17 protein-coding genes are annotated in these 14,937 nt (G+C 69.5%); 12 read left to right on the forward strand and 5 right to left on the reverse strand.

The features are described 5' to 3' along the window. The first annotated feature begins 75 nt into the window (after window positions 1-75). Window positions 76-459 carry a WhiB family transcriptional regulator gene (locus tag A5648_RS11285; RefSeq protein ID WP_082966438.1) on the forward strand — a complete coding sequence of 128 codons (384 nt, stop codon included), beginning with the start codon at window positions 76-78 and terminating at the stop codon, window positions 457-459. Between the two features lie 24 nt (window positions 460-483). On the opposite strand, the gene A5648_RS11290 is transcribed toward A5648_RS11285, so the two are convergent. Continuing rightward, complete coding sequence (locus A5648_RS11290) at window positions 484-936, reverse strand: metallopeptidase family protein (protein WP_109470767.1); 453 nt, start codon at window positions 934-936, stop codon at window positions 484-486. A 93-nt stretch (window positions 937-1,029) separates the two neighbouring features. Here A5648_RS11290 and A5648_RS11295 point away from each other — a divergent pair, with 93 nt between their 5' ends. The 6 genes from A5648_RS11295 to A5648_RS11320 are packed head-to-tail and all read left to right on the forward strand — an operon-like array spanning window position 1,030 to window position 7,332. Continuing rightward, window positions 1,030-1,479 (forward strand): DUF3499 domain-containing protein, encoded by a 450-nt coding sequence (locus A5648_RS11295; protein ID WP_082966439.1) that lies wholly within the window; start codon window positions 1,030-1,032, stop codon window positions 1,477-1,479. Between the two features lie 58 nt (window positions 1,480-1,537). Then, the gene (locus tag A5648_RS11300) at window positions 1,538-2,941 is read left to right on the forward strand and encodes a phosphomannomutase/phosphoglucomutase (protein ID WP_065024626.1); all 1,404 of its coding nucleotides are present in this window, start codon (window positions 1,538-1,540) and stop codon (window positions 2,939-2,941) included. Then, window positions 2,938-4,059, forward strand: coding sequence for a TobH protein (locus A5648_RS11305; RefSeq protein WP_065024627.1), 1,122 nt, complete (start codon window positions 2,938-2,940; stop codon window positions 4,057-4,059). The genes A5648_RS11300 and A5648_RS11305 overlap by 4 nt, the downstream gene beginning before the upstream one ends. An 8-nt stretch (window positions 4,060-4,067) precedes the next feature. Beyond that, window positions 4,068-5,309 carry a mannose-6-phosphate isomerase, class I gene (manA, locus tag A5648_RS11310; RefSeq protein ID WP_065024628.1) on the forward strand — a complete coding sequence of 414 codons (1,242 nt, stop codon included), beginning with the start codon at window positions 4,068-4,070 and terminating at the stop codon, window positions 5,307-5,309. Then, window positions 5,310-6,242, forward strand: a complete 933-nt coding sequence (locus A5648_RS11315; RefSeq protein WP_065024629.1) for a cation diffusion facilitator family transporter — start codon at window positions 5,310-5,312, stop codon at window positions 6,240-6,242. It begins immediately after the preceding gene. Between the two features lie 4 nt (window positions 6,243-6,246). Continuing rightward, entirely contained in the window at window positions 6,247-7,332 is a 1,086-nt protein-coding gene (locus A5648_RS11320) for a type I-U CRISPR-associated protein Cas7 (RefSeq protein WP_234787398.1), read from the forward strand. Window positions 7,333-7,337: 5 nt separating this feature from the next. On the opposite strand, the gene A5648_RS11325 is transcribed toward A5648_RS11320, so the two are convergent. The 3 genes from A5648_RS11325 to A5648_RS11335 are packed head-to-tail and all read right to left on the reverse strand — an operon-like array spanning window position 7,338 to window position 10,133. Beyond that, window positions 7,338-7,736, reverse strand: a complete 399-nt coding sequence (locus A5648_RS11325) for a PaaI family thioesterase (RefSeq protein WP_065024631.1) — start codon at window positions 7,734-7,736, stop codon at window positions 7,338-7,340. Window positions 7,737-7,743: 7 nt separating this feature from the next. Further along, window positions 7,744-8,658 (reverse strand): alpha/beta fold hydrolase, encoded by a 915-nt coding sequence (locus A5648_RS11330; protein WP_065024632.1) that lies wholly within the window; start codon window positions 8,656-8,658, stop codon window positions 7,744-7,746. Window positions 8,659-8,690: 32 nt separating this feature from the next. Next, entirely contained in the window at window positions 8,691-10,133 is a 1,443-nt protein-coding gene (locus A5648_RS11335) for an adenylate/guanylate cyclase domain-containing protein (RefSeq protein ID WP_065024669.1), read from the reverse strand. Between the two features lie 269 nt (window positions 10,134-10,402). Between A5648_RS11335 and A5648_RS11340 the strand changes: the two genes are divergently transcribed. From A5648_RS11340 to A5648_RS11360, 5 genes are all read left to right on the forward strand, one after another. Next, window positions 10,403-11,638, forward strand: coding sequence for an alkane 1-monooxygenase (locus A5648_RS11340; protein WP_065024633.1), 1,236 nt, complete (start codon window positions 10,403-10,405; stop codon window positions 11,636-11,638). Beyond that, entirely contained in the window at window positions 11,638-11,805 is a 168-nt protein-coding gene (locus A5648_RS11345) for a rubredoxin (protein WP_065024634.1), read from the forward strand. Before A5648_RS11340 ends, A5648_RS11345 begins: the two co-directional genes overlap by 1 nt. Beyond that, a complete protein-coding gene (gene alkX, locus A5648_RS11350; protein ID WP_428844330.1) occupies window positions 11,802-12,431 on the forward strand; it encodes a TetR family transcriptional regulator AlkX in 630 nt (209 codons plus the stop codon). Before A5648_RS11345 ends, alkX begins: the two co-directional genes overlap by 4 nt. Window positions 12,432-12,507: 76 nt before the next feature. After that, a complete protein-coding gene (ahcY, locus tag A5648_RS11355) occupies window positions 12,508-13,965 on the forward strand; it encodes an adenosylhomocysteinase (protein WP_065024635.1) in 1,458 nt (485 codons plus the stop codon). 150 nt (window positions 13,966-14,115) lie between these two features. Continuing rightward, window positions 14,116-14,457, forward strand: coding sequence for a hypothetical protein (locus A5648_RS11360; RefSeq protein ID WP_131810552.1), 342 nt, complete (start codon window positions 14,116-14,118; stop codon window positions 14,455-14,457). A 9-nt stretch (window positions 14,458-14,466) separates the two neighbouring features. On the opposite strand, the gene A5648_RS11365 is transcribed toward A5648_RS11360, so the two are convergent. Next, the gene (locus A5648_RS11365; protein WP_131810553.1) at window positions 14,467-14,856 is read right to left on the reverse strand and encodes a hypothetical protein; all 390 of its coding nucleotides are present in this window, start codon (window positions 14,854-14,856) and stop codon (window positions 14,467-14,469) included. Window positions 14,857-14,937 lie beyond the last annotated feature (81 nt).

Consider the following 14,937-nt stretch of genomic DNA (forward strand, 5'->3'; position numbering starts at 1 on the left):
GTTCGAATTGGTACGGACAACATCGCAATAGCGGGCGACAGATCAGGATCGCGCAACCAGGTGAGGAGGCCCAGCATGTCCTATGAGCACCTTTGGGGCGTAATCGGGGGGGCACCGCAAGCTCATACCGCAATGCAGCCAATCGAGGCCGAGCTGCCGCCCAGCCGGCCGCATTTGAGCCTGGTTCCCGAACCGGACGGCTACGACGACTTCGACCCGTTCGACGCCGAGACGGCCACCAACGAGGAATGGCAGGACCGCGCCCTGTGCGCGCAGACCGACCCCGAGGCGTTCTTCCCGGAGAAGGGCGGCTCCACCCGCGAGGCCAAGAAGATCTGCCAGCGCTGCTCGGTGCGCAGCGAGTGCCTGGAGTACGCCTTGGCGCACGACGAGCGTTTCGGCATCTGGGGTGGGCTGTCCGAGCGTGAGCGCCGTCGCCTCAAGCGCGGCATCATCTGAGCCCGTTCGCGTCAGTTTCGGGAGCTAGTCGTCGATCGTCGGGTCGATGACGGTGGGTTCGACATCCAGGTAGGTGGCGACCTGAGCCACCAGAATTTCGTGCAATAAATCTCCGAGCTCGGTGCTGTCGTTCGCCCGTTGCTCGATCGGCTTGCGGAACAACAAGATTCGCGCCCGCGTCGGGTTGCCCCGGACATCGACCCCGGCGGGAATCAAGCGGGCCAGCGGAATCGGCCCGTCGGCGACCACTTCCGGGGGCCACTGCACGCTGTCGGGGTCCTTCGCGGCGATCCGCGGGATCTCGTCGACCGCGATGTCGAGCGCTGACAGCCGTTGTTTCCAGCGTTGTTCGATGGGCTCGTAGGCCTCCAGCACCGCCATATCGAACCGTTCGGCGCGGGTGCGCCAGCCCGGCACGGTCGGCGGAAGCAGCGGACCGCGGGGCTCGCGGCCGCGCCAATGCCGACGCGTTGCGATCACGCAGACGATGGTAACGGTTGCGCATAGCGTGCCCGCCCGTTGCGCGTGTCCGGCGCCGCGGCGGTGCGCGGCCACGATAGCCTCACGGGCGTGAACGTTCCGCGTCGCTGCTGTCGGCCAGCGTGCCCGCACTACGCGGTGGCGACCCTGACGTTCGTCTACTCGGACTCCACCGCCGTGGTCGGCCCGCTGGCCACCGCCGCCGAGCCGCATTCGTGGGACCTGTGCTTCAACCACGCCGGCCGGATCACCGCCCCGCGGGGCTGGGAACTGGTCCGCCACCCCGGCCCCTGGGTGTCCCCCGAAGACGACGACCTGATCGCACTCGCCGAAGCGGTTCGCGAACGTCAGTCCGGGCAGGCCGGGTCTTCTGGGCCGGCCAACGGGTGGTACCCGCAGACCGGCCCCGCGGATTCCGGCGCCCGGGGCGCACCCGCCACCGCCCCCGGCGGCGGGGTGCTGGCGCCGCCCGGCCCGCCCGCCAAGAGCAACGGCCGGCGGCGTGGTCATCTTCGCGTGTTGCCAGACCCGTCGGACTGATCGCCGGTTGCGGGCTAGGCTTGAGCGGCAAGAGTCCACTTCGTCAGGAGCCCTGTCCATGTCTCGGCCCGCTGCGGCTGTCCACCGTGTGATCAAGGCGTACGACGTACGTGGCCTGGTCGGTTCGGAGATCGATGAATCACTGGTTACCGAGGTCGGGGCCGCATTCGCCCGGCTGATGGGCGACGAGGGCGCCCGCCAGGTGGTGATCGGCCACGACATGCGCGAGAGCTCGCCACCACTGTCGGCGGCGTTCGCCGAAGGGGTGGTCGCCCAGGGCCTCGACGTGGTCCGGATCGGTCTGGCTTCGACCGACCAGCTCTACTTCGCCTCCGGCTCGCTGGACTGCCCGGGCGCGATGTTCACCGCCAGCCATAATCCGGCCGCCTACAACGGGATCAAGCTATGCCGGGCGGGCGCCAAGCCCGTCGGCGCCGACACCGGCCTGGGCCGGATCCGCGACGAGCTGATCGCCGGCGTGGACCCGGGTGCCGGCCGGTCCGGGCAGCGCGGCGCCATCACCGATCGGGACGTGCTGGACGACTACGCGGCGTTCTTGCACTCCCTGGTCGACATCAGCGGCTCGCGCCCGCTGCGGGTCGCCGTCGATGCCGGCAACGGGATGGCCGGCCACACCGCCCCGGCGGTGTTCGGCTCAATCGAGGCGGTCACGCTGCTACCGCTGTACTTCGAGTTGGACGGCAACTTTCCCAACCACGAAGCCAACCCGCTGGACCCGGCCAACCTCGTTGACCTGCAAGCCTTCGTCCGAGACAGCGGTGCCGACATCGGCCTGGCCTTCGACGGCGACGCCGACCGGTGCTTCGTCGTCGACGAGCGCGGTGAGCCGGTGTCCCCGTCGGCGGTGACCGGTCTGGTCGCCTCCCGCGAGCTGGCCCGCGAGCCCGGTGCGACGGTGATCCATAACCTGATCACTTCGCGGGCGGTGGCCGAACTGGTGGCCGAGCGCGGCGGTACCCCGCTGCGGTCGCGGGTCGGGCACTCCTACATCAAGGGGCTGATGGCAGAGACCGGCGCCATCTTCGGCGGGGAACACTCGGCGCACTACTACTTCCGTGACTTCTGGGGCGCCGACTCGGGCATGTTGGCCGCCCTGCACGTGCTGGCCGCACTCGGCGAACAGCAGCGGCCGCTGTCCGAACTGACCGCCGACTATCAGCGGTATGCGGCCTCCGGCGAGATCAACTTCACCGTTGATGACGCAGCGGCGTGTGTGGAGGCGGTCCTCGCGGCGTTCGGCGAGCAAGCCTCCGTCGACCGCCTGGACGGGGTGACCGTCGATCTGGGTGAGGGCAGCTGGTTCAACCTGCGCAGCTCCAACACCGAACCGCTGCTGCGGCTCAATGTGGAGGCGCCCGACGCCGCCGCGGTGGATGCGGTGGTGGCCAAGGTCGCCGAGCAGATCGAGGCCGTGCCCGCCGCCGAGAAGTCACGGTCGTGAACGCGTTCTCTTCCACCGTTGACCTCGACGACACCGAGGCGCTGCTGGCCGCCGACCGGGACGGGGCGCTGTGGGCGGCGTCGATGGCCGGGGCGCAGGTGCGCGCCACCGCCGCGGCGGTCGCCGAGGGCGCCTTGGACGCGGTGCGCAGCGACAGCCGGGACTATCCGCCGCGCACGCTGATCTGGGTGGCGACCCGCGGAACGGCGGCATCGGCGGGCAGCCTGCTGTCCGCGGCTCGCGGGGACTCGGCTCGCGAACCGCTGGTGCTGGCCGCCGAGGCCCCGGCGTGGGTCGGGTCGCTGGATGTGCTGGTCGTCGCCGGTGACGATCCGGGGGATCCGGCGCTGGTCGCCGCCGCCGCAGCCGGGGTGCGGCGCGGCGCGCGGGTGGTGGTGGTCGCGCCTTACGAGGGCCCGCTGCGCGATGCCACCGCCGGCCGGGTCGCGGTGCTGGAGCCGCGGCTGGGTGTCCCGGACGAGTTCGGCCTGCCGCGCTACCTGGCCGCCGGGCTGGCGGTGATGGACGCTGTGGAGACAGCGGCCACCGCGACCGACCTGGGCGCGCTGGCCGACGAACTCGACGCCGAGGCGCTGCGCAACAGCGCCGGGCGCGAGCTGTTCACCAATCCGGCCAAGATGTTGGCGGACCGGATCATCGGCCGCGAAGTCGCGCTGGCCGGTGACTGCGCGGCGACGCTGGCGCTGGCCCGGCACGGCTGCGCGGCGATGCTGCGGATCGGGCTGACCACGGTGGCCGCGACCGGACTGGCCGATGCGGTGAGCGCACTGCGGGCCCGGGCCGCCGCGGGATCCGCCGACATCTTTCATGACGAGCAGATCGACGGCCCGGCCGCCGACCGGCTGCGGGTGCTGGCCTTGACGCTGGCCGCCGACCGTACCGTGGTCGCGGCCCGGGTCAGCGGCCTGGACGACGCCGACCTGGTCGGCGCGGGGGATGTGCCGCTGTCGCCGGGGGCGCCGGAGGAAACCGCGGCACCGGCTGGGTTTTTGGAGGCGCCGGCGCCGACCGGCCCCGGCGGGGTCGAACAGCAGCTTGCGGTGTTGGCCGTGCGGTTGGAGATGGCGGCCGCCTATGTGCGACTTGTGCGGGGTTGACGAGAACTGTGGAACCACTACGGGGCGCGATACGGACCTACGCCTGGGGCTCGAGGACCGCTATCGCCGAGTTCACCGGTCGGCCGGTCCCAGCGGCACACCCGGAGGCCGAGCTGTGGCTGGGCGCGCACCCCGGGGACCCGGCCTGGCTGGAGACTGCCGACGGCGAGGCATCGCTGCTGGACGTCTTGACCGCCGACTGGGAGGGGCAGCTCGGCGCGGTGGCGCACGCCCGCTTCGGTGACCGGCTGCCGTTCCTGGTCAAGGTGCTGGCCGCCGACGAGCCACTGTCCCTGCAGGCCCACCCCAGCACCATGCAGGCCATCGAGGGCTACGAGCGTGAGGAGCGGCTCGGGGTTCCGGTGTCCTCGCCGATCCGCAACTATCGCGACACCAGCCACAAACCGGAACTGCTGGTGGCGCTGCAGCCGTTCGAGGCGCTGGCCGGTTTCCGGCCCGCGGCGCGGACCATTGAGCTGCTGCGGGCGCTGGCGGTCTCGGACCTCGACCCGTTCATCGACCTGCTCGGTGCCTGCCCGGACGGTGGCCAGTCCGACGCCGACGGCCTGCGCGCCCTGTTCACCACCTGGATCACCGCACCCCAGCCCGATCTCGACGTGCTGGTGCCCGCAGTGCTCGAAGGGGCCATCCAATACCTCAGTTCCGAGGCCGGCGAATTCGCCGCGGAGGCCAAGACGGTGCTCGAACTCGGTGAGCGCTACCCGGGCGACGCCGGCGTGCTGGCCGCGCTGTTGCTCAACCGGGTCAGCCTGGCCCCCGGCGAGGCGATCTTCCTGGCAGCCGGCAACCTGCACACCTACCTGCACGGTGTCGGGCTGGAGGTAATGGCCAACTCGGACAACGTCCTTCGCGGCGGGCTGACGCCCAAGCACGTCGACGTCCCGGAACTGCTGAGGGTGCTGGACTTTACTCCGACCACCGCGGAGGCGCTGCGATCGGCGGTGCACACCGAGGGACCCGAGGTGGTCTACCAGACCCCCGCCGAGGAGTTCGCGGTGTCACGGCTGACGCTGGACGGCGCCTACCTCGGTCATGAGGTGGACGCGCCGGCCCACCATGACGGCCCGCAGATCCTGCTGTGCACCGAGGGCTCGGTCACCGTGCACGCCAAGACGGGGACGTTGACGCTGCACCGTGGCGAGTCGGCCTGGGTGCCCAGTGACGACGGGCCGATCCGGCTGCTGGCCCAGCAGCCGGCGGCACTGTTCCGCGCGACGATAGGCCTGTGAGTGTCCTCGTCCGGTAGTACCAGGGCGATCGTCGCGGCGCTGGTCGCCAACGCCGGAATCGCCGCGGCGAAGTTCGTCGGCTATCTGATCACCGGCAGCGCCGCCATGCTCGCCGAGGCGGTGCACTCGGTGGTCGACACCTCCAACCAGGCGCTGCTGCTCTACGGCCAGCGGGCCGCGGCCAAAGCTCCCGATGCGCTGCACCCGTTCGGGCACGGACGCAGCCGCTACTTCTGGTCGTTCGTGGTGGCGCTGGTGCTGTTCAGCCTCGGCTCGATGTTCGCGATCTACGAGGGCTACGAGAAAGTCCGCCACCCGGTCGAGTTGAGTTCCCCGCTGGTGGCGGTGGCGATCCTGGTGGTGGCAATCGGATTGGAAACCTACAGTTTTCGCACCGCGGTGCGCGAGTCGCGTCCGCTGAAGGGCGAGGGCAGTTGGTTGCGGTTCCTGCACACCTCGCGCAACCCGGAGCTTCCGGTGGTGTTGCTGGAGGACACCGCCGCGCTGATCGGCCTGATGCTGGCGCTGGCGGGGGTGGGCTTGAGCATGCTCACCGGCAACCCGGTATGGGACGGCGTGGCGACCCTGGGCATCGGCGCGCTGCTCGGGGTGGTCGCGGTTTTCCTGATGGTCGAGATGCACAGTCTGCTGATCGGGGAGGGCGCCACCGTCGCCGAGGACCGGGCCATTCGTGCGGCGCTGGAACAGACCGCCAACATCACCCGGCTGATCCACATCCGCACCCAGTACCTGGGGCCCGACGAAATGTTGGTGGGGGCCAAGATCGCGGTGCTTCCCCGGCTGGATCTGGCCGCGATCGCGGCCACCATCGACGACGCCGAAGCCAACATCCGCGCGGCCGTGCCCGCAGCCCGGGTCATCTTTCTCGAACCTGACCTGGACCGCACCCCTGTGCCAGACTCGCTGGAGTAGAAAGTTGACCGTCTTGTCCCGCTTCTCCTACCAACAGCTCACCGCCGCGTGTCAGGCCGGCGGGGCCAGCACGTTGAGCCTGGCCACCGAGTTGGCGCCGGCGGGCGGCCCCCACGCCGCGATCAGCCCGGCCCGCCGGGCCGGACGCGGCCCGTCGGCCATCGCCACCGAGACCCGCCTGATCGATGGCAACCCGACGGTGACAGTGGTCGTCGACGACAACCAGGGCCAGATCCAGCGCATGGAAGCCGCGATCCTGCAAGGCGTCCGCGATCAGCACCCGGTACTGAGCCGGGTGCCGCGCATGGAGGTCTCCTACGAGGGCGGCCGGACGGTCTACACCGATCTCGAACTGCCGCAACGGGTTTTCGACGGCCACTTCCTGACCGGGTCGATCGACGCCCACCCGGCGATCGCCCACCCGGTCTACCGGGCCGCTCGGGAGAGCGCCCCCGAAAACGCCCGCGCCCTCATGGAATTGAGCCCCGGCAGCCTGGCTTTCGGCGCGATCGACGCCGCCCGCGGCACCGGCCAGAGCCGCTTTCGCGGGGCGGTCTCCGGTGAGATCATCGGCGTGCTCGTCGAAGGCGCGGCGGCGGATTCGCGCGCGGGCTCCGACACCGTCTGCTGCAGCCGCATCCTTCGCACCCAGGTACTCAGCTTCGCCGCCCTGCGGCAGCTGCGATTCGACTGCGGCCCCGCCGGCGACGAGGCATGCCGGGCGTTGCTGGGCGCCTACGCGCTGGCCGGATTGGCGCGCTCGAATGCCGAGCTGAGCATCCGCGCCAACTGCGATCTGGTCGAGACCGGGCCGACGACGCTCAAACTCGACGCCCGCGACGGCGACTTCGTCGAGCTGGCAGCGCTTTCCATTGAGCAGGCCGACGAACTGCTGGAGCGCGCGCTGGTGCAGGCCTACCGGGAGGCCGACATCACCTGGCGCGGCCAGGTGCTGCGGGTCACCGGTAATTCGGGCGCCTACGCCGCGGCTCAGAACGGGGGAGTGGCGCAGGAGGCACCGGTCGCGCATGAGCCGCGCCGGTTCCGGCTGCCGCACTTCATCGAGAGCCGGCGCACCGCGGCGCACTGACCGCGCTACCCGGCGGGCAGTTCGATGGCCGCGAAGTTCACCGTCGCGGTGGCCGCGAGCTCGTCGTCGTTGCCCCGGTAGATGTCGACCTGCACGACCACCGAGCGTCGGCCGGTGCGCAGAATGGCTGCCACCGCCCGGGCCGGTCCGATCTTGATCGGCCGCAGGTAGCGGATGAAGAGATCGGTGGTGGCGATGCCGTTGCCGAATGCCGTGCTGCGAGCGGCGAGCTGCCCGGCCGCGACATCGGCCATGGTGGCGATCAACCCGCCTTGCAGTCCGCCGGCGGTGTTGACCACCCGCTCGTCGACGGGCATCTCCATGGTCAGGGTGCCGTCCGCCGACGGCACTTCCTGCAGGCCGAGCTGGGCGAACAGCTCCCTGATCGATTGGGGTGCGGTCATGGCTCGGTCAGCGCGACTCGACGCGGTCCCAGGCCTCGTCCATGGCGCGCAGAATCTCCTCGGCGCGACCGAGCCCGGCCAGGTGGCTTTCCCCGGCGATCGGATACAGCCGGGCGTCGGGGAGCAGGGAGACGGCGTGTTCCCCGTGCGCGAACGGAACGATGTGGTCGGCGTCGCCATGCCACCAGTGCACCGGCACCTTCACCTCGTCCAGCCGGAAACCCCAGTCACGGGCGAACAGCACGGCGTCGGCGATGGGAGCGGCGAGCTGCTTACGGGAGCCGTTGAGCAGGTCATCGAGGAACATCGCCTTGAACTCCGGCCGGCCCAGCAGCCGACGGTCGCCCTCGGGGGAGATCAGCGCGTAGAGCTCCAGCGCCGGTTCGGCCACCGGCCGGATCATTCGGATCAGACCGGTGGCCAGGATGCTGATCGGGCGCCCGGCGCGCTGCAGCACCGGCTCGGCGATCCGGGCCAGCGTCATCAGGCCGCTGTCGATGGCGTCGGGGCCCACCGCCGGGGCGACCCCGCCGAGGATCCCGGCGGCCACCACCCGCTCGGGCATCGCCGCCGCGCACGCCAGGGTGTAGGGGCCGCCGCCGGACAGCCCGATGACCGCCATCTTGTCGATGCCGAGCGTGTCGGCCACGGTGCGCAGGTCGTCGGCGAACTGGGACACCGTCTGGTACTGATACGGCGTCGAGGAACCGATGCCGGGCCGGTCCACCCCGATCAGGCGAATGTTCGCCTCCTTGGCGTAGACCCGCGCCTCGACCGGGATCTGGCGGCGGGCGCCGGGGGTGCCGTGCAGCCAGAACATCGCGCGGCCCTGCGGAGCGCCGAACTCGGCGAAGCCGAGCTGACGGTCTTCACCGACGGCAATGTTGCCCTCGATCTGCGGGCGGGCGATCGCGTAAACCATGCCCCGAGTGTGGCATGAGTCTGGGAGCTGGGTCACATCCCGGTTGTCGGCATGGACATCACCGTGGGCTGGGCACGCCCGCGCAGCACCGCCGAGCCGTGCCGCGCCCAGTTCCTGCGCTCGTGCTCGTCGGCGCGTTCCAGCGCGGTCTGCGAGCACAGCACGCGGGCGCTGACGGCCTTGGCGCGGTCGGCCAACCGCGCCGCCTCGTTGACGGCGTCACCGACCACCGTGTACTCGTAGCGGTTCTCGCTGCCGATGTTGCCGGCGAACACCGGACCCGCCGAGACGCCGATCCCGAAGTCCACCAACGGCAGTCGGCGAAGCGCGGTGTGCAGGGTGCGGGCGGTGGCCAGCGCCGCCGCGGCCGCACCGTCGACGGGGACCGGGGCGCCGAACACCGCCAGGGCGGCGTCGCCCTGAAACTTGTTGATCGAGCCGTGCTGCGCGTCGACGGCGGCCACCACGATGCGGAAGAAGTCGTTGAGCACCGCGGCGACCTCGTCCGGGGGATGGGTGGCCGCCAACTCCGTCGAACCCACCAGGTCGATGAACAGGATCGCCGCCTCCTGCACGTCGCCGGCGAGCGCGCGCTCCTGCTCGACGGCCAGGCGGGCCACGTCCGGGCCGACATGCCGGCCGAACAGATCCCGCAGCCGGTCGCGTTCGCGCAGGCCGGCCACCATCCGGTTGAATCCGGTTTGCAGCCGGCCGATCTCGGAGTGTTCGTAGACGCTGACCGAGACGTCCATCTCGCCGTGCTGGACCCGGGCCATCGCGGCGACGACCTCGCCGACCGGATCGGAGACCGAACGAGCCACCAGGATCATGGCGCGCATCCCGAGCAGCACCGCGACCAGGCACAGCACCAGCACCGGGGTCTCCACCGAGGCGCTGCGGTCGATGACCCACCCCATCCGCCGGCAGGCGATCAGGACGACGATGGCCGCGGCGGGCAGCGCGCAGGTGATGAACCACATGGTGACCAGCCGGGCCAGCACGCCGGGAGCAGTGGCGCGGACATCGGTATTGCGCCAGGTGGCCGCCACGATCGGCCGGAAGGTGCGGTGGGTGAACAGCATGCTGGTGCACACCGAGGCGGTTCCGCCGAAGACGACGACCATGGCCAGCAGCACGATCAGCCCGACGTCTGTCGAGCGCAGCGCGGCCAGGCCGATGGCCCCGCCGATCACCCAGGTGCCCAGCACGATCGTCGACTGGCGCCGCAAAATGTTGATCGCGCCCTGACGTTGCCCGGCGTCGGGCTGCTGACCGGCGGTGTACCAGCGCAGCGACGGCACGATGTTGGCCGTTCCCGCGATGACCACGGCCAAGGTGCCCAGCCCGACCAGCGCCGCGGTCAGGATCACGTGCTGCGGGCGCAGCAGGATATTGGCGCCGGTGGGGGTTTCACCGCTCAGGGACAGCACCACCGCGATCGCTTCGGCGCTGGTGAGCAGGTGGGCAAAGGCCAGCCCGGTCGCATAGTCGGCGCCGACCCGGAAGGCCGAACGGGGCCGCGAAGCCGCGCTCGAACCCGTCCTCGAACCTGCGCCCGTCATCGCGGTGGTGCCCATCGGTGCGTGCCCTCTGCAGTCAAAGTGCACTCAAAGCTATACGGATCCGTCGACCGCAGTGCGCCAAATCTGTGTGTACAAATTGCCATCTAATGTCTAGACAGCCGACGTGCAAACAGGTAATGTCCATCCGCAACGGTGGTCGAACTCACAAGGAGGGGCTCGGGATGGCGCAAACGGGCGCGGCGGCGGCAGCACCGCAGGCATGGCGGGACAAGAAGCGATACCTGTGGCTGATGGGCTTGATCGCTCCGACCGCACTGTTCACCATGTTGCCGATCATCGCGGCGATGAACCGGCTCGGCTGGCACACCGCCGCGCAGCTGCCGTTCTGGATCGGGCCCATCCTGGTCTACCTGCTGCTGCCCGCGCTGGACCTGCGCTTCGGCGTCGACGGACAGAACGCTCCCGATGAAGCCATGGCGCAGCTGGAGAACGACCGGTACTACCGCTACTGCACGTATGCCTACATCCCGTGCCAGTACGCCAGCGTCGTGCTGGGCGCCTACCTGTTCACCGCCACCGACCTGAGCTGGCTGGGTGTCGAGGGGTCACTCAGCTGGTTCGCCAAAATCGGGCTGGCGCTGTCGGTGGGGGTGCTGGGCGGCGTCGGCATCAACACCGCCCACGAACTGGGCCACAAGCGCGACTTGCTGGAGCGCTGGCTGTCCAAGATCACCCTGGCGCAGAGCTGTTACGGCCACTTCTACATCGAGCACAACCGCGGCCACCACGTGCGGGTGGCCACCCCCGAAGACCCGGCGTCGGGCCGGTTCGGCGAGACGTTCTGGGAGTTCCTGCCGCGCACCGTCGTCGGTGGGCTGCGTTCGGCGTGGCAGCTGGAGGCGGCGCGGCTGCGTCGGCTGGACAAGAGTCCCTGGCGGTTGTCCAACGACGTGCTCAACGCATGGCTGATGTCGGTGGTGTTCTGGGGTGTGCTGATCGCGGTGTTCGGCCCGGCGCTGATCCCGTTCGTCGTCATCCAGGCCGTCTACGGCTTCTCGCTGCTGGAATCGGTGAACTACATCGAGCACTATGGCCTGCTGCGTCAGACCCGCGCCAACGGCCGCTACGAACGCTGCACGCCCGAACACAGCTGGAACTCCGACCATCTGGTCACCAACCTGTTCCTCTACCACCTGCAGCGGCACAGCGACCACCACGCCAACCCGACCCGGCGCTACCAGACGCTGCGCAGCATGGCCGAGGCGCCGAACCTGCCCAGCGGGTACGCGTCGCTGATCGGGCTGACCTATATCCCGCCGCTGTGGCGGAAGCTGATGGATCACCGAGTGCTGGCGCACTACGGCGGCGACATCACCCGGGCCAACATCGACCCGCGCCGGCGGAAGAAGATCCTGGCCCGCTACGGGGCCAGCGACATCGAGCGGGCGGCCGCGTGATGGCGAGCTACCGCTGCCCGGGCTGCGACTACGTCTACGACGAGGCGCTCGGCGCACCCCGGGAAGGATTTCCGGCCGGCACGGCGTGGGCGCAGATCCCCGAGGATTGGTGCTGCCCGGACTGCGCGGTCCGCGAGAAGCAAGACTTCGAACAGGTCCAGGCGTGACACCCACTAATCTCGCGGTGGTGAAACGCATTCCCTACGCCGAGGCATCCCGGGCGCTGCTGCGCGACTCGGTGCTCGACGCGATGCGGGAGCTGCTGACCAGCCGGGACTGGTCGTCGATCACGCTGGCCGCGGTGGCGGAGGCGGCCGGCGTCAGCAGACAGACCATCTACAACGAGTTCGGCTCGCGCCAGGGCTTGGCGCAGGGCTATGCCATCCGGCTGGCCGACCGGCTCGTCGACTCCGTCGAGCGCGCGATCTACGGCAACGTCGGCGACGTCCATGCCGCGTTCCTGGAAGGGTTCCGGTCCTTCTTCTCCTCCTCGGCCGCCGACCCGCTGGTGATCTCGCTGCTGACCGGTGTCGCCAAGCCCGACCTGCTGCAGATCATCACCACCGACAGCGGCCCGATCATCACCCGCTGCTCGCAGCGGCTCACGTCGTCGTTCATGCACAGCTGGGTCAAGGCCAGCGAGGAAGACGCCGGCATCCTGGCCCGGGCCATCGTCCGACTGGCCATGAGCTACGTCTCGATGCCCCCCGAAGCCGACCACGATGTGGCCGCTGACCTGGCCCGATTGTTCACCCCGGCGGCAGAGACCTACGGGGTCATCGACGGCGATTGACCCGCTCGAGCATTCTCCGACCTCCGCCGGTAGCTTGTAGCGGAGCTGATTTCACTGAACCTACGGGGGCGCACTGATGAGTTTGACCGCGGACAGCCGCAACGGCATCGACTACAAGGTGGCCGACCTGTCGCAGGCCGAGTACGGCCGCAAGGAGATCCGGCTGGCCGAGCACGAGATGCCCGGCCTGATGGCGCTGCGTAACGAGTACCACGGCGTCAACCCGCTCAAGGGCGCCCGCATCACCGGCTCGCTGCACATGACGATCCAGACCGCGGTGCTCATCGAGACCCTGGTCGACCTGGGCGCAGAGGTCCGCTGGGCGTCCTGCAACATCTTCTCCACCCAGGACCATGCCGCCGCTGCGGTCGTCGTCGGGCCGCACGGCACCGTCGAGGAGCCCAAGGGCACCCCGGTCTTCGCCTGGAAGGGCGAGAGCCTGGAGGAGTACTGGTGGTGCGCCGAGCAGGCCCTGACCTGGGACGGCGAGCCGGCCAACATGATCCTCGACGACGGCGGCGACGCCACCATGATGGTGCTGCGCGGCGCCCAGTACGAGAAGGCCGGCGTGGTCCCGCCGGCTGAGGACGGCGACTCGCACGAGTGGAAGGTCTTCCTCAACACCCTGCGCGAGCGTTTCGAGACCGACAAGACCAAGTGGACCAAGATCGCCGAGTCGGTCAAGGGCGTCACCGAGGAGACCACCACCGGTGTGCTGCGCCTGTACCAGCTGGCTGCCGCCGGTGAGCTGGTGTTCCCGGCGATCAACGTCAACGACTCGGTCACCAAGAGCAAGTTCGACAACAAGTACGGTTGCCGGCACTCGCTGATCGACGGCATCAACCGCGGCACCGACGCACTGATCGGCGGCAAGAAGGCCCTGGTCTGCGGCTTCGGTGACGTCGGCAAGGGCTCCGCGGAATCGCTCAAGGGCCAGGGCGCCCGGGTGACGGTCACCGAGATCGACCCGATCAACGCGCTGCAGGCGCTGATGGAGGGCTACGACGTCCAGACCGTCGAGCAGGCCATCGGCGACGCCGACATCGTCATCACCACGACCGGCAACAAGGACATCATCACCCTCGAGCACATGAAGGCGATGAAGAACCAGGCCATCCTGGGCAACATCGGGCACTTCGACAACGAGATCGACATGGCCGCCCTCGAGACCTCCGGCGCCACCCGCGACAACGTCAAGCCGCAGGTCGACGTGTGGACTTTCGGTGACACCGGCAAGTCGATCATCGTGCTTTCCGAGGGCCGGCTGCTCAACCTGGGCAACGCCACCGGGCACCCGTCGTTCGTGATGAGCAACAGCTTCTCCAACCAGGTCATCGCCCAGATCGAGCTGTGGACCAAGGGTGACGAGTACGACAACGAGGTCTACCGGCTGCCCAAGCACCTCGACGAGAAGGTGGCCCGCATCCACGTCGAGGCGCTCGGCGGCACGCTGACCAAGCTGACCAAGGACCAGGCCGAGTACATCGGCGTCGACGTCGAGGGCCCCTACAAGCCGGACCACTACCGGTACTGATCTTTAGGCCTGGCAAAACCCCCGTTCCGGCGCCGGAACGGGGGTTTTTGCGCGGGGAACCTCCGGCGTGCGGGAGCCGCCGAGGCGGCGGGTCTCCGCTCCGAGGACTACGGTGGGTGCAGAAGCTGATGAAGAGGGGAGACTGAGTCCATGAGTTCATCGCGATCGATTTCCACAGCGATCAGCCGCATCGCGGGTGCCGCTGTGCTGGCCGGCGCCATGGCGGTCATTGGTGTTCCCGCCGGTGAGGTCGCTGTCGCGGCGGCCAGCCCCGCGGTCGCCGGTCCCTCCGTTCCCGCTGATCTACCGCCCGGCGTCGATGGGATGCCGTTGGGCGGCGGCTGGGGGCACGGCGGTGGCGGTCACGGTGGTGGCGGCCACGGCGGTTGGGGTCACGGCAACGTGGGCAAAGGCAACTGGGGCAACAACGGCTGGATCAACGGCGGTCGGATCAATGGATTCATTCACAGCGGAGGGCGCGGCGGCTGGTAAGCCAGCCGCTCAGCGCTTGGCGTGAGCCATGATCTCCGCCGGCGTGCCGCAGGCTTTTGCGTCACTGATAGACGGCCACCGGTCGGGCATGCCGGACTGATCCGGTCCACCACCATCGCCGTCGGGCGGGTCGATCGGGTGGCTGCCGGCGAAATCGATGACTCGCTGGATCTCTTCGGGCGTATAGCCGTTGTGGGACTGGGTGAGCACGAAGTCGCTGTAGGCGACGCACAGCGCCTGGTAGGCGGGCTTGATGCTGTTGGAGGCCGCGTACTCGGTTTTGCTGTGGGTGACGAAAGCGAAGAACGCCGCTATTGAAGCGGCCACCGCGGCGATCACGGCGGCAGCCGCCGTGATCCAGTTCGCCCCGCTGCGTCGAGAACCTGTATCTGCGGTCATGAGCTTCCCCCTGGGTCGGCGGATGTCAGTTTAGCGGTCAGCGGTACTCCGGGTGGCAGGAAACGTGGGTAGGCTGCCGCC

This window comes from Mycolicibacter sinensis (assembly GCF_001673565.1).
GTDB lineage: Bacteria > Actinomycetota > Actinomycetes > Mycobacteriales > Mycobacteriaceae > Mycobacterium > Mycobacterium sinense_C.